The 24,400-nt window shown below is 69.5% G+C and carries 18 protein-coding genes; 12 read left to right on the top strand and 6 right to left on the bottom strand.

Annotated features, from left to right (window positions below; translation table 11 throughout):
• Positions 1-25: 25 nt before the first annotated feature.
• The 4 genes from AB0411_RS25905 to AB0411_RS25890 all read left to right on the top strand — a co-directional run bounded on the left by AB0411_RS25905 (position 26) and on the right by AB0411_RS25890 (position 5,599).
• Positions 26-790, top strand: coding sequence for an NUDIX hydrolase (locus AB0411_RS25905; protein WP_366419674.1), 765 nt, complete (start codon positions 26-28; stop codon positions 788-790).
• 907 nt (positions 791-1,697) lie between these two features.
• A complete protein-coding gene (locus AB0411_RS25900) occupies positions 1,698-2,699 on the top strand; it encodes a FadR/GntR family transcriptional regulator (RefSeq protein WP_366419673.1) in 1,002 nt (333 codons plus the stop codon).
• Positions 2,700-3,101: 402 nt separating this feature from the next.
• A complete protein-coding gene (locus AB0411_RS25895) occupies positions 3,102-4,652 on the top strand; it encodes an RNA polymerase sigma factor (protein WP_260635435.1) in 1,551 nt (516 codons plus the stop codon).
• Between the two features lie 137 nt (positions 4,653-4,789).
• Positions 4,790-5,599: a serine protease gene (locus AB0411_RS25890; protein WP_366419672.1), complete on the top strand. Its 810-nt coding sequence runs from the start codon at positions 4,790-4,792 to the stop codon at positions 5,597-5,599.
• Positions 5,600-5,720: 121 nt separating this feature from the next.
• On the opposite strand, the gene AB0411_RS25885 is transcribed toward AB0411_RS25890, so the two are convergent.
• Complete coding sequence (locus AB0411_RS25885; RefSeq protein ID WP_003981845.1) at positions 5,721-5,951, bottom strand: DUF7455 domain-containing protein; 231 nt, start codon at positions 5,949-5,951, stop codon at positions 5,721-5,723.
• A 443-nt stretch (positions 5,952-6,394) separates the two neighbouring features.
• Between AB0411_RS25885 and AB0411_RS25880 the strand changes: the two genes are divergently transcribed.
• The 6 genes from AB0411_RS25880 to AB0411_RS25855 all read left to right on the top strand — a co-directional run bounded on the left by AB0411_RS25880 (position 6,395) and on the right by AB0411_RS25855 (position 13,247).
• On the top strand, positions 6,395-8,515 hold the full coding sequence (locus tag AB0411_RS25880) for a DNA gyrase/topoisomerase IV subunit B (RefSeq protein WP_366419671.1): 2,121 nt from the start codon (positions 6,395-6,397) through the stop codon (positions 8,513-8,515).
• 156 nt (positions 8,516-8,671) lie between these two features.
• Positions 8,672-9,160, top strand: a complete 489-nt coding sequence (locus AB0411_RS25875; protein WP_366419670.1) for a DUF1453 domain-containing protein — start codon at positions 8,672-8,674, stop codon at positions 9,158-9,160.
• Positions 9,161-9,191: 31 nt separating this feature from the next.
• Positions 9,192-10,358 carry a sensor histidine kinase gene (locus tag AB0411_RS25870; protein ID WP_366419669.1) on the top strand — a complete coding sequence of 389 codons (1,167 nt, stop codon included), beginning with the start codon at positions 9,192-9,194 and terminating at the stop codon, positions 10,356-10,358.
• On the top strand, positions 10,355-11,029 hold the full coding sequence (locus tag AB0411_RS25865) for a response regulator transcription factor (RefSeq protein ID WP_366419668.1): 675 nt from the start codon (positions 10,355-10,357) through the stop codon (positions 11,027-11,029). Before AB0411_RS25870 ends, AB0411_RS25865 begins: the two co-directional genes overlap by 4 nt.
• 107 nt (positions 11,030-11,136) lie before the next feature.
• Complete coding sequence (locus AB0411_RS25860; protein ID WP_366419667.1) at positions 11,137-11,646, top strand: DUF485 domain-containing protein; 510 nt, start codon at positions 11,137-11,139, stop codon at positions 11,644-11,646.
• On the top strand, positions 11,643-13,247 hold the full coding sequence (locus AB0411_RS25855; RefSeq protein ID WP_366419666.1) for a solute symporter family protein: 1,605 nt from the start codon (positions 11,643-11,645) through the stop codon (positions 13,245-13,247). Before AB0411_RS25860 ends, AB0411_RS25855 begins: the two co-directional genes overlap by 4 nt.
• 154 nt (positions 13,248-13,401) lie before the next feature.
• Here AB0411_RS25855 and AB0411_RS25850 read toward each other — a convergent pair whose 3' ends face one another.
• The 4 genes from AB0411_RS25850 to AB0411_RS25835 all read right to left on the bottom strand — a co-directional run bounded on the left by AB0411_RS25850 (position 13,402) and on the right by AB0411_RS25835 (position 19,354).
• Positions 13,402-14,076 (bottom strand): DUF7342 family protein, encoded by a 675-nt coding sequence (locus AB0411_RS25850; RefSeq protein ID WP_366419665.1) that lies wholly within the window; start codon positions 14,074-14,076, stop codon positions 13,402-13,404.
• A complete protein-coding gene (locus tag AB0411_RS25845; RefSeq protein ID WP_366419664.1) occupies positions 14,073-15,728 on the bottom strand; it encodes a sensor histidine kinase in 1,656 nt (551 codons plus the stop codon). The genes AB0411_RS25850 and AB0411_RS25845 overlap by 4 nt, the downstream gene beginning before the upstream one ends.
• A 1,160-nt stretch (positions 15,729-16,888) precedes the next feature.
• Positions 16,889-17,908, bottom strand: coding sequence for a sucrase ferredoxin (locus AB0411_RS25840; protein ID WP_366419663.1), 1,020 nt, complete (start codon positions 17,906-17,908; stop codon positions 16,889-16,891).
• A 198-nt stretch (positions 17,909-18,106) separates the two neighbouring features.
• On the bottom strand, positions 18,107-19,354 hold the full coding sequence (locus AB0411_RS25835) for a citrate synthase (protein WP_366419662.1): 1,248 nt from the start codon (positions 19,352-19,354) through the stop codon (positions 18,107-18,109).
• A 113-nt stretch (positions 19,355-19,467) separates the two neighbouring features.
• Between AB0411_RS25835 and AB0411_RS25830 the strand changes: the two genes are divergently transcribed.
• Both AB0411_RS25830 and AB0411_RS25825 read left to right on the top strand, forming a co-directional pair.
• Positions 19,468-20,637: a citrate synthase/methylcitrate synthase gene (locus tag AB0411_RS25830; protein WP_366419661.1), complete on the top strand. Its 1,170-nt coding sequence runs from the start codon at positions 19,468-19,470 to the stop codon at positions 20,635-20,637.
• Between the two features lie 121 nt (positions 20,638-20,758).
• A complete protein-coding gene (locus AB0411_RS25825; RefSeq protein ID WP_366419660.1) occupies positions 20,759-21,865 on the top strand; it encodes a CobW family GTP-binding protein in 1,107 nt (368 codons plus the stop codon).
• A 58-nt stretch (positions 21,866-21,923) separates the two neighbouring features.
• Here the strand turns inward: AB0411_RS25825 and AB0411_RS25820 are convergent, their stop codons facing one another.
• The gene (locus AB0411_RS25820; RefSeq protein WP_366419659.1) at positions 21,924-24,371 is read right to left on the bottom strand and encodes a DNA gyrase/topoisomerase IV subunit A; all 2,448 of its coding nucleotides are present in this window, start codon (positions 24,369-24,371) and stop codon (positions 21,924-21,926) included.
• Positions 24,372-24,400 lie beyond the last annotated feature (29 nt).

Genomic DNA, 24,400 nt, shown 5'->3' with positions numbered 1-24,400 from the left:
CAAGGGGACGACTATGATCACGCCCATGCCTCCCTACGACCCGTCGGCCTTCCCGCCCTTCGCCGTAACTGTCGACCTGGTCGTGCTCACCGTGCGGCGCCACGCCCTGTGCGCGCTGGCCGTACGCCGCGGTGAGCCGCCGTTCCAGGGGCGCTGGGCCCTGCCCGGCGGATTCGTCCGGGCCGACGAGGACCTCGAAGCCGCGGCCGGCCGGGAGCTGGCCGAGGAGACGGGTCTGCACGCCCAGTCCCCGGCGGGGCCGTCCCCCGTGTACGGCGCGCACCTCGAACAACTCGCCACCTACGGCGACCCCAAGCGGGACCCCCGTATGCGGGTCGTCAGCGTCGCGCATCTGGTGCTCGCCCCCGACCTGCCCGCGCCCGTGCCCGGCGGCGACGCCCACAGCGCGCGCTGGGCACCGGTGGAGACCCTCCTGGAGCAGGACGACACCCTCGCCAGGGAGGGCGAGCTGGCGGCCCCGCTGGCCTTCGATCACGCCCGGATCCTCGCCGACGGCGTGGAGCGCGCCCGCTCGAAGATCGAGTACTCCTCGCTGGCCACGGCTTTCTGCCCGCCGGAGTTCACCGTGGGTGAGCTGCGCCGGGTGTACGAGGCGGTCTGGGGCGTCGCCCTGGACCCCCGGAATTTCCACCGCAAGGTGACCGGCACCCCCGGGTTCCTGGTGCCCACCGGTGGCACGACGACGCGTCAGGGCGGCCGCCCCGCACAGCTGTTCCGGGCCGGCGGCGCGACACTGCTCAACCCGCCGATGCTGCGCCCCGAGGTCTGAGCCCGAGGAGTTCACGGCCGCCGCAGGGCTGAGTTTCACTCGCAGTGACACGATGAACCGTCAAGATTGCACATTGCGAGAAAATAGGACATATCGCGGTACGGTAGCCGGGTGAGCCCCTTCGTAACCCGCGCAGCTCCCGACCGGCCTCACGCCCCGTCAGGGGCGCGAGGCCCCGCGCCACCGCGTCGGAGCCCGCCGTCGTCGTAACCGGCATCCGGCCACGGCCGGTGCCGCCGGCCCCGCAGCCCCGCTCGCCCGCGGCGCCACCCCGCTAGCGCCCATCCCGCCCGGGCGGTAACTGCTCATCGGCCCGCGGCCGACCGTCCCGGGCGAGCTGTCCGGGCTGCCCGGCCCGCAGTCGCCTGCCGAGCCGGCGGTCCGACCTGCCTCCTCCGCCCGACCGGACAGCTCGAACCCCGCTGTGCCCACCCTCCATGCCCAAGGGGATTTTGGGGCGGACCCGCCCTTGTCCCTATCGAGTTCCCTGATCCCGTGGCCAGTTGGACGGGTCCTCGAAAGGCAACCGCGTCCGGGCGGATTTATCGATCGTCAACGCATTCCGTTCCGCCGCAACGGGATTGCCGGCGCTCTCCCTTCCCGTGCCTCGCCGCGGGTGTGATCTGCTGTCCGCAGGCCGCGTCAAGTACCCGTTCGCAATCGACCAGGGCGCACCCGTTCATGATGTGGCCGACGCGCCAACCCGCAGGCGGTGCAGGGAGGTTGTGGCCGACCCGTCTGGTCTGCGGATATGTGCTCGCGATGCCGTGCGGCTTCGTCCGCTGATCGAGTAAGGCATCTATTTTGACGCCCTGTTGTTGCGGCCGCTGTCCACAACTCGCCATGGAGAGCGCATTTCTTTCCGATAAAGCGTCAATTCGGGGATGGGGGGCGATCACCCTTTCGTGTGCTTTTCACCAAAGACCTCAAGGGTGTTCAGGGTGTCGCCGACAAAAGATGCGTGAGTACCCTTGCGCACACCATGATGACCGCGGCTCGCCCCGGCGACACCGGCCTCGCAGGCCCGGGCGAGCTTGACCGCTACCCCTACGCGAACGCCGCCAACGCCGCGAACGCCAGCAACGCAGCAGGCCACGACCGTGCCGAGCGTGTTTCGCAGGTCTGGGAAGGCTCCGAGGCCGACATCGGCCGGGTCGGCCGCCGCGCGGCCGGCAGCCGCGGCCGCGGCCTGCACGGCCAACTCGTCCAGCAGCTCGGCCAGATGATCGTCTCCGGGGATCTCGGTGCCGACCGCCCGCTCGTCCCCGAGGAGATCGGCCAGCGCTTCGAGGTCTCCCGCACCGTCGTCCGCGAGTCGCTGCGAGTCCTCGAGGCCAAGGGCCTCGTCAGCGCCCGCCCGAACGTGGGCACCCGGGTGCGCCCGGTCAGCGACTGGAACCTCCTCGACCCCGACATCATCGAATGGCGGGCATACGGACCACAGCGCGACGACCAGCGCCGCGAGCTCTGCGAGCTGCGCTGGACGATCGAGCCCCTCGCCGCCCGTCTCGCCGCCGGCCACGGCCGTGAGGACATCCAGCAGCGGCTGGCCGACATGGTCGAGATCATGGGGCACTCCGCGGCCCAGGGCGACACCATGACCTTCTGCCGCGCCGACGCCGAGTTCCACTCGCTGCTGCTGCAGCTCGCCGGCAACCGCATGCTCGAGCACCTCTCGGGCATCGTCTCCGCGGCCCTGCACGTCTCCGGCGGCCCCGGCGGCGGCTGCGAGCGCCCGGTCGAGAACTCCGTGGGCCAGCACATGCGGGTCGTCGACGCCATCGGATCCGGTGACGCCACGGCCGCCGAATCCGCCATGCGCCAGCTTCTCGCCGCCCATGGCGAGGTCGGCGGCCAGGGCTCCGGGACGCCGGTGGACCACGTCGTCCCCGCACCCCGCGAGCACTGAAGACCCGCACCCGACCGTGTACGGACCGTAGCCGCCGAGCGGGCCTGTGCCCTGCGCACCCCTCGGGCAAGGCACGCCGTACGCGGCGTGGCGCAGAAAAATCGCCGGATCCGGGACGCCGACCGGATCCGGCGGCAGGTCTTGGGAGGATTGCATGTCATATGACTGGGAATGGGTCGTTATGGGGTGTGACTCGGGCCACGCAGATTGGGCGTAACGCTCTTCCGGGAAGCGCGATGACTTAAGAGGTGATAGCCGAGGAGGGAATACGAGCGGCGTTCGTGACGCTGTTCAACTCCCCGGTTGCCCCTGCGCCGTCGGTCCATCCCCACCGGCGGTCGTCGGCTCCGATCCACACAGGACGGGGTCGGAAGCCGTTTCCATCGTTCCGAGAGGTTGTTCGTGTCGGCCAGCACATCCCGTACGCTCCCGCCGGAGATCGCCGAGTCCGAGTCTGTGATGGCGCTCATCGAGCGGGGAAAGGCAGATGGGCAGATCGCCGGCGATGACGTGCGTCGGGCCTTCGAGGCTGACCAGATTCCGCCAACCCAGTGGAAGAACGTTCTGCGCAGCCTCAACCAGATCCTCGACGAGGAGGGTGTGACGCTGATGGTCAGTGCCGCAGAGGCGCCCAAGCGCACACGCAAGAGCGTCGCAGCGAAGAGTCCGGCGAAGCGCACCGCCACCAAGACCGTCGCGGCGAAGGCCGCCACGGTCAAGAAGACCACCGCCGCCGCCCCCGCCCCCGTGGCGGACCCGTCGGCCGGTGAGTCCGAGTCCGCGCCTGCGAAGAAGGCGGCGGCGAAGAAGGCGACCGCCAAGAAGACGGTCGCGAAGAAGACCACGGCCAAGAAGGCCACCGCGAAGAAGACCGCGGCCAAGAAGGACGTCGACGAGCTGCTCGACGACGAGGTGACCGAGGAGACCCCGGCGCCTGGCAAGGGCGACGCCCCCGAGGCCGCCGAGGGCGCGGAGAACGCCGGCTTCGTCCTGTCCGACGACGACGAGGACGACGCGCCCGCGCAGCAGGTCGCCGCGGCCGGTGCCACCGCCGACCCGGTCAAGGACTACCTCAAGCAGATTGGCAAGGTCCCCCTCCTCAACGCCGAGCAGGAGGTGGAGCTCGCCAAGCGCATCGAGGCGGGTCTGTTCGCCGAGGACAAGCTGGCGAACTCCGACAAACTCGCGCCGAAGCTCAAGCGCGAGCTGGAGATCATCGCCGAGGACGGCCGTCGGGCGAAGAACCACCTCCTGGAGGCCAACCTCCGACTGGTCGTCTCCCTGGCCAAGCGGTACACCGGCCGCGGCATGCTCTTCCTGGACCTGATCCAGGAGGGCAACCTCGGTCTGATCCGTGCGGTCGAGAAGTTCGACTACACCAAGGGCTACAAGTTCTCGACCTACGCGACGTGGTGGATCCGCCAGGCCATCACCCGCGCCATGGCCGACCAGGCCCGTACGATCCGTATCCCCGTCCACATGGTCGAGGTCATCAACAAGCTCGCGCGCGTCCAGCGTCAGATGCTCCAGGACCTGGGCCGCGAGCCCACCCCGGAGGAGCTGGCCAAGGAACTCGACATGACCCCCGAAAAGGTCATCGAGGTCCAGAAGTACGGCCGCGAGCCCATCTCGCTGCACACCCCGCTGGGCGAGGACGGCGACAGCGAGTTCGGTGACCTCATCGAGGACTCCGAGGCGGTCGTCCCGGCCGACGCGGTCAGCTTCACGCTTCTGCAGGAGCAGCTGCACTCGGTGCTGGACACCCTCTCCGAGCGCGAGGCGGGTGTCGTGTCCATGCGCTTCGGCCTCACCGACGGCCAGCCCAAGACGCTGGACGAGATCGGCAAGGTCTACGGCGTCACCCGTGAGCGGATCCGTCAGATCGAGTCGAAGACGATGTCGAAGCTGCGTCACCCGTCGCGCTCCCAGGTGCTGCGCGACTACCTCGACTAGTCCAACCGCCCCGAAGAGCACCACGAGCCCGGTCTCTCCCAGTGGGAGGGGCCGGGCTCCTGTGCGTCCCGGGTGCGCCGGGCCGCCGTTTGGGTAACTCTGGGTGTGCGCGCACTTTCACAGAGTCAGGAGCCCGAATGCGTCCGACCGCACATGCTGCCCTCGGAGCCCTCGCGCTGGTCCTCGCCCTGCCGGCGCCGGCATCTGCGGACGAGTCGGTGATCGGCGGAAATCCCGCGCCACTGTCACACAGCCCCTGGGCGGTGGCGCTGGCCTCCCACGAGCGCTTCGGAGTCCAGCGTTCCGGACAGTTCTGCGGCGGCGTGCTCGTAGGGCACTCGACGGTGGTGACGGCGGCGCACTGCCTGAGCAAGGAGGTGCTGGGCGTCCCCTGGCGGCAGGTGCGGGATCTGCGGATCGTCATAGGGCGCGACAAGCTCAGCGGCGGCGGCGGGCAGGAGCTCAAGCCCGCGAAGGTCTGGGTCAACCCGCGCTACAACAACTACACGAACGACGGTGACATGGCTGTCCTCACACTGGACAAGCCGGTCCCGAACCGGCCCATCCCGATAGCGGGGCGGCAGGACAGCGCCTATCGGGCCGGCAACGCGGCCACGGTCTACGGGTGGGGAGACACCACGGGCGGGGGCAGTTATGCGTCGCGGCTGCGCGCGGCGCGCGTCAATGTGCTGCCCGATGCGGTCTGTGCGCGGGCGTATCCCGGCAGCGCCGACGGTAAGTACAAGCCCCGAACGATGCTGTGTGCGGGGGCGCCGGACGGCGGCCGCGATGCTTGCCAGGGGGACAGCGGCGGGCCCTTGGTCGTACGCGGACGGCTGGTGGGCCTGGTGTCATGGGGGACCGGCTGCGGTCAGGCCGGCAGTCCCGGGGTCTATACACGGGCCTCGGCGCTTCTCCCGGCGGTGTCCGCACACGGGGCGGGCTGAGCGGCGCGGGGGCCGGTGGAGGCGTGTGAGCGTACGAGTGCGGGCGGTGTCCCCGTTGGTGTCGGGGAACCGCCCGCGATACGGCGTTGAGCCGCTGCTCGCTCGTCGTGGATGCGAAGTGTCAGCGTTCCTCATCGGACGCGGACGCCGGAGAAGCGGTCAGCCGCTCCGTCTCGTCCTGTATTTCCGCGGCGATCTTCTTGAGTTCTGGCTCGAACTTGCGACCGTGGTGGGCGCAGAAGAGCAGTTCTCCGCCGGACATCAGGACGACGCGCAGGTATGCCTGGGCGCCGCAGCGGTCGCAGCGGTCAGCGGCCGTCAGCGGGCTCGCGGGTGTCAGAACAGTAGTCACGTCGCCTCTTCTCTAGCTCGACGAGCTGTCGTACCAGGGTCAACATCCAACCAGGCCGAAAACGTTCCCGCTCGTGCCTTTTCCTCGAAAAAATTCTCGGAGGGGGCCGGGTGCTGCCGGGTGGCGGCGAATGAGCCGTATTGCGTGGTGGTCTGATTCACGTTGGTTGTTGGATCTGTCCTCCCGGCTGGCTTGCCGGTTGTTGATGAGGACGTGCCCGGAGCCTAAATGGTTCATGCCTCGAAGGGAACGTGATGTGCACGTCACTAGGACGTCACCCCTTCGAGGGATCGAACGTACGAGCGAAATTCTACTACCATGGGCATGCTTACGGGTGGCGTCACATCGGCTCTACCAGGCCTCGGTACCCTCTGACGGGCGACACCGCCACAACCGAGTCCGCGGAATGCGGGCTGCCAGAAATTCAGCGAGGAGCGAACCGCGTGACCGCCGAGATGTCCGTGCCGTCCACCGCAGTGCTGACCGGGGCAGACCGGGACGGTTCCAACTACACCGCGCGGCATCTGCTCGTCCTCGAGGGGCTCGAGGCCGTCCGGAAGCGCCCCGGCATGTACATCGGCTCGACGGACAGTCGCGGCCTGATGCACTGCCTGTGGGAGATCATCGACAACTCCGTCGACGAGGCGCTGGGCGGCTACTGCGACCACATCGAGGTGATCCTCCACGACGACGGGTCGGTGGAGGTCCGGGACAACGGCCGCGGCATTCCCGTGGACGTCGAGCCCAAGACCGGCCTCAGTGGCGTCGAGGTCGTGATGACCAAGCTGCACGCCGGCGGAAAGTTCGGCGGCGGCTCCTACGCGGCCTCCGGCGGTCTGCACGGCGTCGGCGCGTCGGTCGTCAACGCCCTCTCGGCCCGGCTCGACGTCGAGGTGGACCGCAGCAGCAAGACGCACTCGATCAGCTTCCGCCGCGGCGTTCCCGGCATCTTCACCGAATCGGGCCCCGATGCCCCCTTCGACCCGGGCAACGGCCTGCTCAAGGGCAAGCGGATCGCCAAGACGAAGACCGGCACCCGGGTGCGCTACTGGGCCGACCGGCAGATTTTCCTCAAGGACGCCAAGCTCTCCCTGGAGACGCTGCACGCCCGCGCCCGCCAGACCGCGTTCCTCGTGCCGGGCCTGACCCTGGTCGTCCGCGACGAGCGTGGCATCGACGGCGCCGGCAAGACGGAAGAGACGTTCCGCTACGACGGCGGCATCAGCGAGTTCTGTGAGTACCTCGCGCAGGACAAGGCCGTCTGCGACGTGCTCCGGCTGACCGGCCAGGGCTCCTTCAAGGAGACGGTGCCGGTCCTCGACGACCGCGGCCACATGACACCGACCGAGGTCACCCGGGACCTGGGCGTCGACATCGCGCTGCGCTGGGGCACCGGCTACGACGCGACGGTCAAGTCGTTCGTCAACATCATCGCGACGCCCAAGGGCGGCACCCATGTCTCCGGCTTCGAGCGATCGGTCGCCAAGACGATCAACGAGGTGCTGCGGTCGAGCAAGCTGTTGCGCGTCGCCGAGGACGACGTCGTCAAGGACGACGCCATGGAGGGCCTCACCGCCGTCGTGACCGTACGACTCGCGGAGCCGCAGTTCGAGGGCCAGACCAAGGAGGTGCTCGGCACCTCCGCCGCCTCGCGGATCGTCGCCCAGGTGGTGAGCCGGGAACTCAAGTCGTTCCTGACCTCCACGAAGCGGGACGACAAGCAGCAGGCGCGCGCCGTCATGGAGAAGATCGTCGCCGCGGCCCGTACGCGCATCGCCGCCCGTCAGCACAAGGAGGCCCAGCGGCGGAAGACGGCGCTGGAGTCGTCCTCGCTGCCGGCCAAGCTCGCGGACTGCCGCAGTGACGACGTCGACCGCAGCGAACTCTTCATCGTCGAGGGCGACTCGGCGCTGGGCACCGCGAAACTGGCCCGGAACTCGGAATTCCAGGCGCTGCTGCCCATCCGCGGCAAGATCCTGAATGTCCAGAAGTCATCGGTTTCGGACATGCTCAAGAACGCCGAGTGCGGCGCCATCATCCAGGTCATAGGAGCCGGTTCCGGCCGCACCTTCGACATCGACACCGCCCGCTACGGCAAGGTCATCTTCCTGGCCGACGCGGACGTCGACGGCGCGCACATCCGCTGCCTGCTGCTGACGCTGTTCCAGCGCTACATGCGGCCCATGGTCGAGCAGGGCCGGGTCTTCTCCGCCGTTCCGCCGCTGCACCGTGTGGAACTGATCAACCCCAAGAAGGGCCAGGAGAAGTACATCTACACCTACTCGGACAACGAGCTGCGCCAGACGCTGCTCGAGCTCCAGCGCAAGAAGGTCCGCTACAAGGACAGCATCCAGCGCTACAAGGGCCTGGGTGAGATGGACGCCGATCAGCTCGCCGAGACGACCATGGATCCGCGCCACCGCACTCTGCGCCGGATCAACATCAGCGATCTCGAAGCGGCGGAGAAGGCCTTCGACCTCCTCATGGGCAACGAAGTCGCGCCCCGTAAGGAGTTCATCACCAACTCCGCCTCCACTCTGGACCGTTCGCGCATCGACACCTGACCGGTCAGCAGCTCCCGACGGGCGCCTCTCCACCCCTGGGTGGACGGGCGCCCGTCGGCATTTCCACCCGGCCCCCACCCTGGCTCCGATCCGGCCGCCGGTGCCGCTCCGTAGCGTCGGGCACATCGAATTTCCGTCCCACGGAGGGCCTGCGTCATGAGTGGCTTGCTCAACATCGTTGTGATCACCGCGGCGGTTGCATGGGTGTGCATCCGGCAGTTCACGGCGCGGCGCGTCACATCGGAGGGCAAGAAGACATGGCTGGTTCCGGTCGTTCTGATGGCCCTGGCAGTACGGCAGCCCGGTCTTCTGGATCCCGGGCACCACATGGCGTCCGCCGTCCTGCTCGGCGTGGAGATCCTCATCGGGCTGGCCTGCGGCGTCGGCTGGGCCTGGACGACACGTATCTGGACGGACGCGGACGGTGCGGTGTGGAGCAAAGGAGGCTGGGCGGCCGCCGGCGTGTGGCTTTGCGGCATGGCGCTGCGGCTCGGCCTCATGGGCATCGCGGCGGCCATGGGGATCCACCAGGGCAGCGCGGCCACCATGCTCTCCATTGGTGCGATGCTGCTGACCCGTGCCGGTGCCACCGCCTGGCGCGCCCAGGCCCTGCAGCAGACGTACCGTGTCCCTGTTGTGGGCTGACGCCTCCCCCGCGCCCCGGGAAGGACCGTACGTGCCGATGAACTCCTGGACGAGCTGGCCCCTGCGGGAGTCACTCTCCCGTGAGGGCATCAGCGGCGCCCGGGTATGGGTCGGCCGAGCGGTGCGCGTCGTGGTCGTCGCCTTCCTGGTGTGGATCACCCTGAGGGGGCCGGGCTTCAGCGGCTGGGGCCGGGTGGCGGCGTGTGCCGGCATGGCCGTCAGCCTCCTGGTCTTCCGCGGCTTCTTCCGTATGACGCTGGCACGCCGTCTGTGGCCGTCGATCGGGCTGTTCGCCGTACTGGAGGCGGCTGCCTTCGGCTTCGCGTTCGCCGGGGCGCCGACGCCCGCGATCGTCCTGTGGTGCGCCTGCGCTGTCGTCGCCATGGAGCGGCTGCCGCTGAACGCCGCGGTGCCGTGCTCCGCCGCGGCTCTGGGGGCGTTCGCGGCAATGGACCACGACAATTGGATCGCGACCACCGCGACCACCGTGGGGCTGGCGCTGGCCGGCTATGTCGTACGCCAGGATGCCGAGGCGCGCGGCAACGCCCAGCGGCTCCTGGCTCAGGAACGGGCTGCCCGCAAGGCGGAGGCCGAGTCTGCGGCGCTCACCGAACGCGGACGGATCGCACGGGAGATCCACGACGTCCTCGCCCACAGCCTGAGCGCCCAGCTCGTGCACCTGGAAGCGGCGCGGCTGCTGATCCAGCGCAGCACCGATCTCGAGGCCGACCGTGATCAGCTCCTGGACCGGGTGGTGGCGTGCCGGGGGATGGCCCGTGAAGGGCTGGACGGTACCCGTGAAGCGCTTTCCGCGCTGCGCGGGGAGGTGATCCCGGTCGAGGACTTTCTGCGCCGCCTGACGGCCGCTGAGGGCGTTCGGCTGGAGGTGGAGGGCGAGGGGCGCGCCCTGCCGGTGGAGGCGGGCCTCGCGATCCGCCGGGTCGCCCAGGAGGCACTGACGAACGTGCGCAAGCACGCCCCGGGGGCGCGGGTGAGTGTGCGGCTGGAGTACGCGAGGGACGACGTGGGCCTGGAGGTGCGTGACTTCGGCGGCCGCGGCAAGCCCGGCGAGCTGGCCGGCAGCGGCTCCGGATACGGTCTGCTCGGGATGCGGGAGCGCGCCGAACTCCTCGGTGGAACGCTGGATTCCGGCCCCGATCAGGAGGGTTTCGTGGTGCGGCTGCGGGTGCCCGCATGACGGCACGCACAGTGACACGGGTAGTGGTCGCCGATGACCAGACGGTGGTGCGCGAGGGAATCGTGATGCTGCTAGGGCTGCTGCCGGGCATCGAGGTCGTCGGCTCTGCCGCGGACGGCGCGGATGCGGTCCGCCTCGTCGCCGAACTCGATCCCGACGTCGTGCTGATGGACCTGCGGATGCCGCGCTGTGACGGTGTCGAGGCCACCCGGCGCATCCGAGCCGAGCACCCCGGTACCCAGGTCGTGGTGCTCACCACCTATGCGGACGACGACTCGCTCTTTCCGGCGCTGCAGGCCGGGGCCCGGGGCTATCTGACCAAGGACGCGGACGGCGACGAGATCGTCCGGGCCATTGACGATGTGCTCTCGGGCGAAGCCGGCCTGTCGCCCAAGATCCAACGCAGACTGCTCGAGCGCTTCACCGAGCCTGCGCGGCCCCTGCCGCAGCCTTCGGACGATGCTCCGGACGGCCTGACGGCCCGCGAGCTGGAGGTGCTGCGTCTGGTCGCCGAGGGCCAGTCCAATCCGGAGATCGCGGGCACGCTGCACGTCTCCACGGCCACAGTGAAGACCCACATCAACAACCTTTTCGCCAAAGCCGGGTTGCGGGACCGCGCCCAAGCCATCCACTACGCGTACCGCCACGGCCTGGCACGGCCGCCCAGGTAGCTCATCACCTGATGGGGTGAAGGGTTCGGAATGAAGCGTCCCGGATCTTCCTTTCTGTCCAACCTTGGGTCGCACGGACAACAGACCCGTGCACCAAGGAGAGTTCGGTGGACAAGCAGGACGGCCGCTCGGCCGGTGAGCCAGGGGGCGTACGGCTCGACGACCCCTGGTACGACGCTCTCGCCTCCGGGTGGGGCGAAGCGGACGGCGCAGCGGAGGCAGCGGGCGAGTGGGGCAGCGGGCAGCCACCCGAGTCGGCACCGGTTCCGGTGGCGGAACAACGGCCCGCCGCGCATGACGAGATTTATCTTGCGGTGCAGCGAAGCGCGGCGTTCCAGGAGGTGCGCCGCCGCTACCGGCATTTCGTGCTGCCCGGTACGGCGATCTTCCTGGCCTGGTACCTCGCCTATGTGATTGCGGCGACCGCCGCGCCCGGGCTGATGGCCCACCGCGTCGCCGGCGCCCTGAACGTCGCGATGCTCGCCGGACTCGGTCAGTTCGCCACCACGTTCCTGCTCACCTGGGCCTACGCGCGCCACGCCCGGCTGCGCAGGGACAGCGCGGCGCTCGACATCCGCTGGGAAACCCAGGAACTCACCGGAGGGAACGTCCGGTGACCGACGACCACCAGACCCTCGCATTGGTCCTGTTCAGCGTGTTCATCGCCGTCACTCTGGCGATCACCACCTGGGTGAGCCGTCGCCGGCACGGCTCCGCAGAGGAGTTCTACGCGGGCGGAAGGCTCTTCTCCCCGATGGAGAACGGTTTCGCCATCGCGGGTGACTACATGTCCGCTGCCTCCTTCCTCGGAATCTCCGGACTGATTGCCCTCTTCGGCTACGACGGCCTGTTGTACTCGGTCGGCTTCCTCGTGGCCTGGCTCGTCGTCCTCTTCCTTGTCGCCGAACTCGTCCGCAATTGCGGCAGATTCACCCTTGCCGATGTCGTCGCAGCCCGGATGCGGGAACGGCCCGTCCGTATCGCGGCCGGCGCGGCCTCCGTCACGGTGTCGGTGCTCTATCTGGTGGCGCAGATGGTCGGGGCAGGCAGTCTCGTCGCCCTGCTCCTGGGGGGCGCGGGCCAGCAGGCACGTACCTGGATGGTGATCGGGGTCGGTGCCTTGATGGTGGTCTACGTCGCCTTCGGCGGGATGCGTGCCACGACCTGGATCCAGATCGTCAAGGCCGTGCTTCTCATGGGAGGCGCCATTGCCCTGACCGTCCTGGTACTGATCCGGTTTCACGGTGACTTCAACACACTGCTGAACACCGCCGCCGCACGCAGCGGTCACGGCCGTGACTTCCTCGCGCCGGGCCTCAAATACGGTGGGGGGTGGACCTCCCGGCTGGACTTCATCAGCCTCGGCATCGCGCTCGTCCTCGGCACCGCCGGGCTCCCGCACATCCTTTCCCGCTTCTACACCGTCCCCACGGCCCGCTCAGCCCGTCGATCCGTCGTCTGGTCCATCGGGCTGATCGGCGGCTTCTACCTGATGACCATCGTGCTCGGCTTCGGTGCCGCGGCGGTTCTCGGCAGCGACGCCGTCCGGACGTCCAATACGGCCGGCAACACCGCCGTCCCACTGCTGGCCCTCGATTTGGGCGGCGGTGCCGGTTCGACCGGCGGCACGGTGCTCTTCGCCGTGGTGGCCGCGGTAGCGTTCGCCACCATCCTGGCCGTGGTCGCCGGCATCACGCTCGCCTCGTCGGCGTCCGTCGCGCACGACCTGTATGCCTCGCTACGGCGTCAGCGCGGCACGGTGCAGGACGCCCAGCGCGCCGAGGTGGCCGTGGCCCGTATCGCGGCCGTGGCCGTCGGCGCTGTCGCTATCGGACTCGCCCTGCTCGCCCAGGACCTGAATGTCGCCTTCCTCGTGGGCCTGGCCTTCGCCGTAGCCGCATCGGCCAATCTGCCGGTCCTGCTGTACACGCTCTTCTGGCGCCGCTTCACGACCCGGGGCGCGGTCTGGTCCGTATACGGCGGCCTGATTCCGGCGATCACCCTGGTCACCCTCTCCCCAGTGGTCTCCGGTAGCCAGGAGTCGCTCTTCCCCGGAATGAACTTTGCCTTCTTCCCGCTCGACAACCCCGGTGTCGTATCGATTCCGCTGGGCTTCCTGATGGGCTGGCTGGGAACCGTGCTCTCCCCGGAGGTCGCCGACGAGGCACGGCATGCGGAGACCGAGGTACGGGCGCTGACGGGGGCGGGGGCTGTCTAAGGCCGTTTGACGTGTCAGGGGCGGACGGCCCTGACCATGGAACGGCACAGGCGGGGCGTGGCAACCGTGCAGGGAATGGTTGCCACGCCCCGCCCGCATGTACGGGTTCTCGGCCCCCGGTGCACCTTGCCTCCGCGTGGCGCTGGTCCTCCGGCTAAACCCACTCGTAGCGGTGCTCGGGGCGGCCGGTCTCGCCGTACTTGAGCGTCAGACGTACCCGCCCGGCGCGTTCCAGCAGTTTGAGGTAGCGCTGGGCGGTCTGGCGGCTCAGCCCCGCCTGGAGCGCGACGGCCTGCGCCGACAGCGGGGCGTCCGCGGAGCGCAGCACCGAGCGCACGCGGTCGGCAGTAGCGGTGGAGTGGCCCTTCGGCAACTCTGCCGAGCCCGCGTTGGCGGCCCCCAACGTCCCGAAGATCCGGTCCACTTCCGATTGCTCCGCCTGCCCGCCTCCCGCAAACGTACGGTGCAGTGCCGCGTAGCCCATCAGCTTGGAGCGCAGCCCTGCGAAGGTGAACGGCTTGACCAGGTATTGCAGCGCACCGTGGCGCATCGCGGCCTGCACGGTGGCGATGTCGCGAGCTGCCGTCACCATGATGACGTCGGTGAACAGGCCGCGCCGCCGCAGGTCGCCGACCAGTTGGAGCCCTGTCCCGTCGGGGAGGTAGTGGTCCAGGAGGATCAGATCGACGTGGTGCGTCTCCAGGGCTGTGAGGGCGCCAGCGGCCGTGTGTGCCAGGCAACTGACGCGGAAGCCCTCGACCTTGGAGACATAGGCCGCATTGATCTTCGCGACGTGTACATCGTCGTCCACGACCAGAACGTCGATCATTGGCCGGCCTCCGTGGCGCCTTCAGGGCCCTGGGTGCGTGCTTCGGCCCGTCTGGGGGCGTGGGTTTCCGTGACTGTCTCCTGGGGCGCTGTTCCACACGCTCCGGAAAGCTCCTCGGATAGTGCATCGGGGACTGTCACCGTGAAAACTGCACCGCCACCGGGGCGTTCGCCGACCTGGGCGCTGCCTCCGTAGCGCTCAGCGAGACGCCGTACCAGCGCCAGGCCGATGCCACGCTGCCCGTGGCGCGGCGGTTCCTTGGTCGTCCAGCCTTCGGTGAAGATCTCCGAACGACGCTCCTCGGGCACGCCGGGGCCGTTGTCGCTGACGCGCACGATGGCGGTGCCGCCTTCGGCGCGGACCTCCGCTTCCAGCTGCGCGTCGCGCTCACCCGACGTGGCGTCCAGTGCGTTGTCGACGAGGTTGCCGAGGATGGTGACCAGGCTGTGCGGGTCGACCAGGCGATCAGGCAGGTGTGTACGGGGAGAGATGCTCAGGGAAGCGCCGCGCTCGGTGGCGACGGTGGCCTTCCCCACCAGGAGTGCGGCCAGCAGCGGATCGTGGATGCGCTCGGTGACCTGCTCGGCGGTCGCCCGATGCACGCCCACGGCCTGCGTCACAAACTCCGCCGCCTCCTCGTGCAGCCCGAGCTCGAGCAGGCCGAGGAGGGTGTGCAGCCGGTTGGCGTGCTCGTGGTCCTGAGCGCGGAGGGCATCGATGAGGCCACGGGTGCCGTCCAGCTCGCGCCCCAGCCGCTCCAGCTCGGTACGGTCGCGCAGGGTGACCACGGCACCACCGTCGTCGGTCGGCATCCGGTTCGCCACCAGGACCCGGTGCCCGCTGACAGCCAGCAGGTCCGCCCCCGAAGCGCGGCCGGTCAGGACGTCCGTGGTACGGCCCGGAGGAAGGGCCGCGTCCAGGGGGCGGCCGGTGTCCTCGGCACGGAGATCCAGCAGGCGCTGCGCCTCGTCGTTCATCAGGCGGATGTGGCCGTTTTTGTCGAGCGCGAGGAAGCCTTCCCGGATGCCGTGCAGCATGGCCTCCCGCTCGACTAGCAGCGCGGAGATGTCGGAGAACGCCAGGTCGTGGGTCCGACGCTGGAGCCGGCGGGCGACGAGATAGGCGGCGAGCGCTCCCACAGCGAGCACCCCGCCCGCGTAGGCCAGCAACTGGGGGACGGTGGAGAGCAGACGTTCCTGGACGCTCTCGTATGCGATGCCGACGGAGACGGCGCCGACAACCTTGCCGTCCTCGTCGCGAAGCGGGACCTTGCCGCGTGCCGACCGGCCCAGAGTGCCCTCATCGATCTGCATCACCTCTTGGCCGGAGAGTGCGACGCTGGGGTCGGTCGAGACGTGGTGTCCGATCTCGTCCGGGTCGGTGTGGGACCAGCGCACGCCCCGCTTGTCCATGATCACTACGTATTCGGCGCCGGTGGCGGCACGAATCCGCTCCGCTTCGTTCTGGACGGGGCCGTGGCGCGAGGGACGGGAGGACTCCAGGGCATCGTCGAGGTGGGGCTCAGCCGCGGTGGTTTGTGCGATGGCGAGAGCGCGGCGCATCGCCTGATCATCGAGCTGTGCACTGAGCGGGGCGAGGAACAGACCGGTCGCCAGGGCGATGACACCGGTAGCGATGGCCAGCTGCACCATCAGCACCTGAGAGAAGACCCGTCGCGGCCATCCCAGCCGCGGTCGCGTCCGGCGAGGCGCTGGGCCGGCTGGTCCGGGGGGAGCCGGGGCCGGGGTATCGGCTGCCGGCCGTCCGTGGAGTGTGTGCGCGCCGCTGACCGGTTTGTCGTGGGCGGTGTCGGTGGTCGGCCCAATGGCGAATGGCGCGGAACCCGAGGGCTCTGCGGCGCTCGGGCGCGGAATCGACGCTTCCTTCTCGCCCATACGAACGAACAGTAAGCGTGGGGATGGGCTGGCCGGTAATCCCTGACGGGGAGAATTCGGAGGGTGTCCGGGCGACGACTGGACGGTCGCTTCGATGCAGCGTGATCCCCTGGTTCGCGGCGCGTGCTGCTGGCTGGGCTGAGGCGAGCACGACATGAGAAACGTCTACGCCCTCGTGGCCGCCCACGTTGCTGGACCTGCAAGCACCGCAATGGCGATGTCGGGGATCACGGCTGCTTCGCGGGTGCGGCTCGCTCGGGGCTCGGGCGCGTGGCTCTCGCTTCTTGCGCGAGATACGTGCGATTCCCATTCCCCGCGAGATGCCATCGGCGCATCTGAGTCGCCATCTACCGCTGGCCGTTGACAGACGCACGACTGGCTCCGCCGACGAAAGGGCAGGTCAGATGCGCGTCAATGAGGGGGAGGCGCGGGTCGGGCGAGGTTATCCACAGGCCTTTTGGTCGCGGATTGTGCGCGCGTAACCTCGCGTGGTGAGCAGATGGGGCGGTCTCGGGCCAGCGGCGAGGGGCTGGCCGAGGTCAGCACGAGGCGCGCGATGGTGCGCGGGGAGGGGAGCGGTTATGCGGTCTACGGGGGAGCACCACGGGGTGTGGCGCAGGTCGTGGGAGAGGGCGGGTTGTCTTCGGTTCGGTCGGCGGGCCTCGAGCGGGCGGACCCGGTGCAGCTGGTCGGTGCGTTTGGTCTGCCGTCTCAGCTGGTCGTGGGGCAGCCGCCCGCTGCCGGATGGTGGCCGCGCAGACAGCGGGGCTTCATGTGGGCGCGGTGACCGCCGGCTTCGGAAAGGGCGGCGGCTCGGCACACACGAGAGGCCGCGTCTGTCTCCCGGACCGGGAACGCGGGGTGGGAGGGTGCGGGGCGGTGAGGTCCCCAGTGAGCTAGGGGAGGATTTGGTCAGGTCACCTGCCGACGGTCTGGGCCGTCCTGTGAGAGATGCCGCCGGCCGTGCTGATCGAGAGTTCCGCCGCGCTGATGGAGGCAACCGCCATACGCGCAGGTGGACCGAGCGGTGCACCACAGCTAGCGGGCGCCGGAGCACCATCGGCCCGCTGTTCGACGATGACCCGCCACATGCGGCCGTCGGCGTGCGCAACGGTAACCGCCCAGGCGGCGGAGGCTCCGGTGATGGCCGTATTGTCGGACGACAGCCTGTCGGCCGCCTTCGGTTCGGGCCACACCGCGTCGGTCCGTACGACGTCGAGTGCGTCCGCCAGGTCTTCCCCGATGAGCTCACGGACCGCGAGGTCAGCGGCCTGGCCCGGCCGGTCCCAGGCCGAGCGGCCACGGGCGTGGTCCACCGTGATCCGTCCGTCGCGCGCCGACTCCACGGCCTCCTTGACCAAGGGGGCCGAGGCTCGTCCGTAGGCGTAGCCGTAGGGGAGAACGAAAAGGGTGGGCGAGAAGCGGTGTCCCCCGATGTGGGTGACCTCCCAAGCCTGGGTTCCGCTCGCGGCGAGCTCGGCGGCAAGGGGACGGCCGAGCAGGGCGCAGCAGCGGTCCCGCTTGCCGTTGGTGCACACAAGGACCAGCGGCTCACCGATGTACGGCTCCCAGAGGCCGTGATGCTCTCCCGCGCCCAGGGCCGCGAAGTCCAGCCCGAGAGCCGCGCGGGGGTCGGTGACAGTGGTCGTGCGGATCCAGGAGCGTCCCGGCGCGGTGTGCGCGAGGAACAGCCGCCGCCGGGGAGAGCCGTGGCGGTCGGCAGGACGTCCCGGTCGGCGGATCAGAGCGACGCGTACGCCCGTTCCTTCTGCCGCGGACTCCAGGGCCCGGCCGACGTCAGGGTCGAGGTGACTGTCCGTCAGCGCATGGACGCCCCAGGGCCCCGGCTGCTCGATGAGCAGCCAGGTTCGGGCAAGGGCCGCGGTCCCGGCGAGAGATTCGGCCGATTCACGAGAAGTGGTGGCGCAGGTACTCACATAGGTGAGCCTAACCTCATCTGACGTGCCCTGGATGCCGGGTGGGGGTCCAGTAGGGGGCGATGGTGGACCGAATGCCCTTAGGTCATGGCGAGTGGCCTTTCGCGTGAGGCGTCGATGATGCCGGGCAGGCCGCATCGGGTCGGTGCTGCCGGACTCCTTGCTCTGTCCGGTGGACCGCACCGCAGCGGCCTTCTGTCAGGGCAGCGGTTGAGGTGCGCGGGGGCCGTTGTACTGCCCGCTGGGGCGCATGCGGAGGGGCGGTTCGGCGTATTCTTCCAGGGCGTGCGCGATCCACCCCGCGGTGCGGGCAATGGCGAAGATCGTCTCGCCTGCTTCCGCCGGCATGTCCGTCGAGACGGTCAGTACAGCCAGTGCCAGGTCGACGTTGGCGTGCAGCTCCGTGTGCCGGGCTGTGGTGGTGATCACTTGGCGGGCGGCATGCAAGGCGGGACGGGCCTGCGATACGTCTTCCAGGAGCCGGAACAGGGTGCGGGCCCGGGGATCCTCCCCCGGGTAGAGGAGGTGCCCGAGCCCCGGGACCTGGTGGCCGGTCCGCAGATGGTCCGCGACCACGGCGGCCGCACTGCCGCGGTCCAGTACCTCTGCCAGCATCCGGTGGGCCAGTCCGCTCGCTGCGCCGTGCAGCACACCGTCCAGGGCCCCGAAGCCGGCCGAGACGATCGCGTACGGATGCGCGCGGGCGGAGGCAGCGACCCGTGCGGCGCACGTCGAGGCGGCGAGGTCGTGGTCGATGAGGAGGACCAGTGCGGCGTCCAGGACGCGGAGGGCGGCGGCGTCGGCGGGTTGTGAGGTCAGCCGCGACCAGAGGCGCGTGGCGAGGGAGTCGGCAGCGCGCTGCTTCGGGGCGTGTGACGGCAAGGCGTCGACGAGGGTGGGGATGAGGGTGCGGGCGGTGCCGACGACGGCGTCCTCGGACAGGTCGAAGCGGAGCGGGTCGGCGGCCGCCGCGGCGATCAAGGCGACCCGTAGACGGTCCATCGGGCCGCTGTGGGCCGGCAGTGACGCTACGGCGCGGTGGGCGGCGGACAGTGCTTCCTGCGACGCCGTGAAGCGGATGCCGGGGCGTAGTTCGCCGGTCCATAGCCACTCGGCGACTTCCTCGTAGCTGTAGTGGGTGGCGAGTTCCGAGGTGTCGACGCCGCGGTAGTAGCAATGGCCGCGGTCGATCAGGGTGATGCCGGTTCGGACGGCCAACCCGTTGCCGGAGGCGGATGGTTCTCGGCGGCCTGCGCGGCGGGCGAGCGCGTCGACCTCCGTGGCGTCGAAGGTGCTGCCACGGGTGCCCGGCTCGCGTCGGCTGGTCAGCTGGCCGCGGCTGACATAGGCGTACACCGTCTCCGGTTTCACACCCAGCCGATCGGCTGCCTCTCGAGTGCTCAGTCGCTGTCCGCCCGGGTCCTGCGTCGTGTCTCGATCCGCCATGAGGTCACCGTATCCAGACTCATCCATATTGACTCAATCAATATTGACAATACTTGAGTCAAGCATGGACAGTCGGATCAATATTCGGGTGAGGAAGAACGAGGAGACCAGCCATGGCGAGCGCCGAGGCGACTACACCGATCGACGTGCCCCGCGGGCTTTCGGGCGTCATCGTCACCGAGACCCAAGTGGGCGACGTCCGGGGCGTCGAGGGCTTCTACCACTACCGCCAGTACTCCGCCGTCGAGCTGGCGACGGCCAGGACGTTCGAGGACGTCTGGTACCTGATGTTCCACGGGGAGCTGCCCGATGCCGCGCAGCTCGAGGCTTTCCGCGCCGAGACCGCCGCTCTGCGCACGCTGCCCGTAGCCGTACGCGAGGCGCTGCCCGCCCTCGCCCATGCCGGTGTGCTCTCCGGCCCACTCGCCGGGCTGCGCACCGCGCTGTCCCTGCTCGGCGCGACGGCCGGCCTCCGGCCGCTGTACGACATCGACGCCGACCACCGACGCGCCGACGCGCTCGCCGCGTGTGCCGCCGTACCGACCCTGGTCACTGCGCTGCACCGGCTCGGTAAGGGCCTGCAGCCCGTCGAGCCTCGCGCGGATCTGAGCCACGCCGCCAACTACCTCTACATGCTCACCGGCGCCGAGCCAGAGCCCGAGCGGGTGCGGGCGATCGAGGCCTACCTGATCTCCACCATCGACCACGGCTTCAACGCCTCGACCTTCACCGCACGCGTCATCGCCTCCACCGGTGCCGACCTCACGGCCTGCCTCGTCGGTGCCATCGGTGCGCTCTCCGGGCCGCTGCACGGCGGCGCGCCGAGCCGGGCCCTGGACATGCTCGATGCCATCGGCACACCCGACCGCATCGACTCCTGGATCCGTGGCCGCGTCCTGAGCGGGGAACGGATCATGGGGTTCGGCCACTCCGTCTACCGCACCGAGGACCCCCGCTCCAGGATGCTGCGAGGGATCGCCCAGCAGCTCGGGGGACCCCTGGTGGAATTCGCCGTCCAGGTGGAGGCGAGGGTCGAAGAGCTGCTGGCCGAGCTCAAGCCCGGTCGTGAGCTGCACACCAATGTGGAGCTCTACGCGGGGGTCGTCATGGAGCTGTGCGGGCTGCCGCGCGAGATGTTCACGCCCACCTTCTGCGCGGCCCGTGTGGTGGGCTGGAGCACCAACATCCTGGAACAGGCCGAGGACTCGAAGATCATTCGTCCCGCGGCCCGCTACGTCGGCCCGCCCCCGCCGCAGCCGCTGCCTGTCCTCGCGCCCCGCTAGCCGGTAGGCCCGCCGGCGGTGCGGGGCGGAGCCGGGCTCGTGCCACCGGTGTTCCGTTACGATCGACAGCTCGTCCGCCGCCGGTCCGTGCGGCCCGCCACCCGCACCATGGAGGCGTCCCTTGGCCCCGCAACAGATCCCGGTCGTCGTCCTCGCGGGCTTCCTAGGGTCGGGCAAGACCACGCTGCTCAACCACCTGCTCGGCAACGGCGACGGCACCCGTATCGGCGCGATCGTCAATGACTTCGGCAGCATCGAGATCGACGCCATGACCGTTGCCGGGCAGGTGGACTCGATGGTTTCGCTCGGCAACGGCTGTCTGTGCTGTGCGGTGGACACCAGCGAACTGGACACCTACCTGGAACGCCTGGCCCGCCCCGCCGCCCGGATCGACGTGATCGTCATCGAGGCCAGCGGGCTGGCAGAGCCCCAGGAACTCATCCGGATGATCCTCGCCAGCGACAACGACCGGATCGTCTACGGCGGGCTGATCGAGGTCGTCGACGCCGCGGAGTTCGAGAACACCAGGGCTCGGCATCCCGAACTGGACCGGCATGTGGGCATCGCCGACATAGTGGTGCTCAACAAGGCCGACCGCATCGGCGACGCGGCGCGGAACCACCTCATGGACACCCTCGCGAACCTCGCTCCCGGCCGGCCCGTGATCTGCACGGCGTACGGCCGGATCGACCCCGAGCTGTTCTTCGACCGCGGCCCGGGGGACGACCACGACGCGGCCGTGCGCCAGCTGTCCTTCGAGGATCTGCTGCGCGAGACCGCGGCGAACGCGGCCCCCGCGCATGGCTCGGACGACCAGTGCGACCAGCCGGGACACTGCCACCACGGCGGTCACTTCCATACGGCCTACCAGAGCGTGGAGTTCACCTCCGCCGAGCCGATGCACCCGCGCCGCCTCATGGACTTCCTCGACAGCCGCCCCGCCGGCCTCTACCGCATCAAGGGCTTCGTCCACTTCGACGTACCGGAGAACCGCCAGAAGTTCACGGTTCACGCCGTCGGCGACTTCCTGCGCTTCTACCCCGCACCGTGGCCGAAGGGCGAGGAACGGTGCACCCAGCTCGTCATGATCGGCAGCGGCATCGACGCACCGGCCCTCCACAAGGAGCTGGACAACTGCCGGGAGAGCGCACCGTCGGATGCCGACCCGAACAGCATGTGGGGCGTGCTGCGGTACGTGTCCGCACCCGACGACCCCGAAGACGGCTGACGCCGTCGGGCCGGTCTCCCCGGCCCGACGGCGTCAGCCGTAGTGTCACCCGCCCTGGCTACACCGGCCCCGCCAGCGCCGCCACCCGCTTCATCAGCGGCACACCCGAGCCGTCCCGCCGCGGGTCCACATCCAGCATCTCGACCGGGGCGCCCTTGGCATCCGCGGCCCGCACCGGAGCCGGCCCGACCCAGGCCTGCGTGAGGACGTCCTCGCCCTTCAGGAACCGCTGGCAGCGCACACCGCCGGTCGCCCTTCCCTTGCGCGGATACTGGTCGAACGGGGTGAGCTTGGCCGTCGCCACCGAGTCGTCCAGCGTGCCGTGCGAGCCGGCGACCGTGAACACCATGGCCTCGGCGGCCGGATCGACCGCGGCGAACGCGATCACCTTCGCGCCCTCGCCCAGCTTGACGCCCGCCATGCCGCCCGCGGGCCGGCCCTGCGGCCGCACCTGCGCGGCCGGATAGCGCAGCAACTGCGCCTCGTTGGTGACGAACACCAGGTCCTCCTCACCGGTGCGCAGCTCGGCCGCGCCCACGATGCGGTCGCCGTCCTTGAGGGTGATGACCTCCAACTCCTCCTTGTGGGCGGGGTAGTCGGGCACCACCCGCTTGACGACGCCCTGCTCCGTGCCGAGCGCCAGGCCCGGTGAGGACTCGTCCAGCGTGGTCAGGCAGATCAGCTCCTCGCCGTCCTCCAGCGTCAGGAACTCGGAGAGCTGTGCGCCACCGGAGAGGTTGGGCGCCGCCGCGGTCTCCGGGAGCTGCGGCAGATCGATCACCGAGATCCGCAGCAGCCGGCCCAGGGACGTCACCGCGCCCACCTCGCCGCGGGTCGTCGCCGGCACCGCCGAGACGATCACATCGTGCTTGACGCGCTTGGCGTCGACGTCGAAGGCCACGTCCGCGGTGACCGTACGGGCCAGCAGTCCCGTCGAGGACAGCAGCACCCGGCACGGGTCGTCGGAGACCTCCAGCGGCACCGCGCCGACCGAGGCGCCCGCCGACTCCAGCAGGACCGTGCGCCTGTCCGTGCCGTACTTCTTCGCGACGGCGGCCAGCTCGCCGGACACCAGCTTGCGCAGCTCGGCGTCCGACTCCAGGATCTGCGTCAGCTTCTCGATCTCGTCCTGCAGCCGGTCGCGCTCCGACTCCAGCTCGATCCGGTCGAACTTGGTCAGCCGGCGCAGCGGGGTGTCGAGGATGTACTGCGTCTGGATGTCGCTCAGCGAGAAGCGCTCGATCAGCCGCTCCTTGGCCTGCGCGCTGTTCTCGCTGGAGCGGATGAGCCGGATGACCTCGTCGATGTCCACCAGAGCCGTCAGCAGGCCCTCGACGAGATGGAGTCGGTCGCGCCGCTTGGTGCGCCGGTACTCGCTGCGCCGCCGCACCACGTTGAAGCGGTGGTCGACGTAGACCTCCAGCAGCTCCTTGAGGCCCAGCGTCAGCGGCTGGCCGTCCACCAGCGCGACGTTGTTGATGCCGAAGGACTCCTCCATCGGCGTGAGCTTGTAGAGCTGCTCCAATACGGCCTCGGGGTTGAAGCCGTTCTTGACCTCGATCACCAGCCGCAGGCCGTGCTCGCGGTCGGTGAGGTCCTTGACGTCCGCGATGCCCTGGAGCCTCTTCGAACCGACCAGGTCCTTGATCTTGGAGATGACCTTCTCGGGGCCGACCGTGAAGGGGAGTTCGGTGACGACCAGGCCCTTGCGGCGGGCGGTGACGTTCTCCACCGTGACCGTCGCGCGGATCTTGAACGTGCCGCGGCCCTTCTCGTACGCGTCCCGTACGCCGCCGAGGCCCACGATCCGGCCGCCCGTCGGCAGATCCGGACCCGGCACGAAGCGCATCAGGGTGTCGAGGTCGGCGTTCGGATGCTTGATCAGATGGCGGGCCGCGGCGATGACCTCGCCCAGGTTGTGCGGCGGCATGTTCGTCGCCATACCGACGGCGATGCCGGAAGCGCCGTTGACCAGGAGGTTCGGATACGCGGCAGGGAGGGCGACCGGTTCCTGCTCCTGGCCGTCGTAATTCGGCGCGAAGTCGACGGTGTCCTCGTCGATGGACTCCGTCATCAGGGACGTCGCGGACGCCATTCGGCACTCGGTGTACCGCATCGCGGCGGGCGGGTCGTCATTGCCCAGCGAACCGAAGTTGCCGTGGCCGTCGACGAGCGGCAGCCGCATCGAGAACGGTTGTGCCATGCGCACCAGGGCGTCGTAGATCGACGCGTCGCCGTGCGGATGGAGCTTACCCATCACCTCGCCGACGACGCGGGCGCACTTGACGTATCCGCGATCGGGCCGGAGCCCCATCTCGTTCATCTGGTACAGGATGCGGCGGTGCACGGGCTTGAGACCGTCGCGGGCGTCCGGCAGGGCGCGCGAGTAGATGACCGAATACGCGTACTCGAGGAAGGAACCCTGCATCTCGTCGACGACGTCGATGTCGAGGATCCTCTCCTCGAAGTCGTCCGGCGGCGGGGTCTTCGTGCTGCGGCGGGCCATCGCGGCTGCGGCTCCTTTAGCTGCGTCTA

The sequence above is a fragment of the Streptomyces angustmyceticus genome, assembly GCF_040701845.1.
GTDB classification, from domain to species: domain Bacteria; phylum Actinomycetota; class Actinomycetes; order Streptomycetales; family Streptomycetaceae; genus Streptomyces; species Streptomyces angustmyceticus_A.
The sequence above is the reverse complement of the archived record's forward strand: the minus strand, read 5'-3'. Positions and strand labels throughout refer to the sequence as shown.